The organism is Oceaniovalibus sp. ACAM 378, from assembly GCF_008085915.1.
GTDB lineage: Bacteria > Pseudomonadota > Alphaproteobacteria > Rhodobacterales > Rhodobacteraceae > Oceaniglobus.
In genome coordinates, this window is the sequence record NZ_VSJK01000059.1 from 1 (window position 1) to 2456 (window position 2456).

Sequence of the window (2456 nt, forward strand, 5' to 3'; positions counted from 1 at the left end):
TCCCGATCGCATCCGATTGACCAGACCCCGGCGCGGACGCGTAAATGTCATTAAACCCGACAGGAGTTCACGCCATGGTCCCGCGCAACATCGCAGGTCGTTCTGGCTCTATCAGGATTTGCTGGAATGTATTGTTAAGTGCCACTGGGAACTGACCCGTTAGCGGTCAGGTGCCTTTCACTTTGTGACCTCCCCATCCTCGGAACCACTATCAGGGTTTTCTTGCGGCGAGCTCGAATTGCGTCCGAGCAAAGTTTGCTGCAACAGTGCCAGAGGCGATCACTCTTCGGCGGGCCAACTCATGGAGGAAACTCATGCTGCCACAATCAATCCAGACCTTGTTGGACGGGTTGCCGCGAAACCCTGAGGCACATGGGGCCCGCGAGGCGTTCAAGCGCGCTACACTGACCTTGATTGCGCAGCCGGATTGGGCGGTAACGGTCGTCGAGATTATAGGTCAGCTAGAAGACCCCAATTCGGAAGACGAACGCCTGATCTCGTTTCTGTCATCCACATTGGATGAAGCCCGTATGGCACGGGAGAACGGCAAGACGCTCGGCAGCGCCTTCATCAATCACCTCGAAAGCAGTCTTCTGGCCCTCAAGGATAAAGGTGCCTTGACCGATCGGGGACGTTTCTTCCTGGCGTCCTGTTGGATTAGGGCGGGCCTTGATGCACCGGAGTCTTTGGCCAAAGACTTGACCATACCCGACAACATGCTGGGTGATTTTGATCTGTCGGATGCGCCTGACCTCGGCCCGGTCATCGACACCTTGCTGGACGAGGTGTCCGGCGGGGAGGTCGACAGTCTTTCCGCGCTTCACGCCGGTTTTGCAGAGTTGATCGCGACCCTCCCTGCGCCGATCCGGAAAGCCGTGGTTCGGCAGGTGGTGGGTCGTCTGAGACCGATCATGGGTGAACTTGGATGCGCTTTGTTGCTCGATGGCAGGCCGGAGATCCGTCAAGGCGCGATCGACGGTCTGACTGATCGGTTGGATGCTAATGCAGTGTTATCGGATATGATCGGGCGGCTGACAGTTATACGCAGTTGGATTGAAGACGCCGATACACGATCCGGGATCGACACAATTGTACGGAAGGCCCTGCGCCAAGGGGTCGACCCGCAGGCCATAAAGGTCGCGCCAAAGGTCCATCGCGCGCTGACCAGTCTGATTGACGGCACCGGGGCCCAAAGTATGACGGTTGCCATTCAGGCCGGTGGTTCGCGAAGCGTCGCCGTGGTGCTCATCAAACAGGGGTTTGGGATCAAGGACGCCTATGTAGTCCCCTGTGCGAGCGCCAGCGAACAGCGGCGGCTGATCGACATGATCGCGTCTCAGGTGGAAACACGGGACGTCCCAGTCGAATACGTCGCCACTGCAATTGCACTCGGCCTGTCAGACGGCTTGCAGCACGGTCACCCGCCCGCTGCAGGGCTGGTCGGTGTGGTCCAATCTCTTGGACTTTCCGAGCTTCGACCGCGTCCCGCCTTTATATCGAACATCGTTGTTTTGGCTGATCCGGATGGCCGGCTTGACGCCATGTCTGTGCAGGCCCGGGGACGTTTGATTACCGCGAGTTCCGATTGGGAATCGCAGTTTCCGATGATTTCCGAAAGCTGGTATGAGGATAGCGACAACTTTACAGGTGCGATCGAATGCGCCAAAACACCTGCCGGCTTGAAACGCGCTCTTTGGCAAGCCTTGGAAGATCGGCGTTGCCATTGGACCAGCGTGATCGCGCGGATGGGTCACCTGCTTCAAGCCGCTGGTGATGATTCCGCCCCCCAGTTTGCCGCCGTCGCCAAGGCGCTGGAAGAGGGCCGGGACTTGAAGAAAACCCCGATCATGGAGATTGTCTTTGAGCAGTCCTTCGAGGTTTGGTTGCATGAAAATGTGCTGGGAGACGCCGCTCCGGGTGAGGATGTGTTCGTTCCGTTTGAAGTTACCAGCGGGCCCGCACCAGCGGGTATGAAAATGCCGGAGATCCGGCCCGAAAAATCGGAAGAGCTTGGCAATCTGTTGAGACCTGCGGGGCTGACCGAATGGTGGGTCGATGGCTATATGATAGGGGTTTGCACCGCGCCCGAGTTCGTTATCCCCGGATCATGGATACAAATCTTGATGAATGTCATCGGGCCCGAGATCGATAGCGACAAGAAGCTCGACCGGATCCTTGAACTTCTCATGCTGCGCTACAACAGTACGCTGACGAAGCTTCGCGCTCCGGTTGGGGTTACCCTAATCCCCGAAAATGAGCCCTTGGCATCGATCTGGGCAGATGGGTATTTGACGGACTGGGAAGGGAACTCAAAATTCTGGCCGAAAGACAAGCTTGGCAAGAACGACAAAAACGCCCGGAAACTGCTGGAAGATGCGGCCTCGTGGCGGGGTGATGTGGATCGATTCAAAAAGGAAATCCCAAATTGGCTGCGGCATAGGTTTGCTGCCCAGAAG

General features: G+C 57.3%; 1 protein-coding gene. It reads left to right on the forward strand.

What is annotated here, in order from left to right; all coding sequences use genetic code 11:
* Positions 1-314 precede the first annotated feature (314 nt).
* Positions 315-2456: UPF0149 family protein (locus tag FQ320_RS25075; protein WP_148475978.1), on the forward strand; the 2142-nt coding region annotated here is incomplete at its 3' end.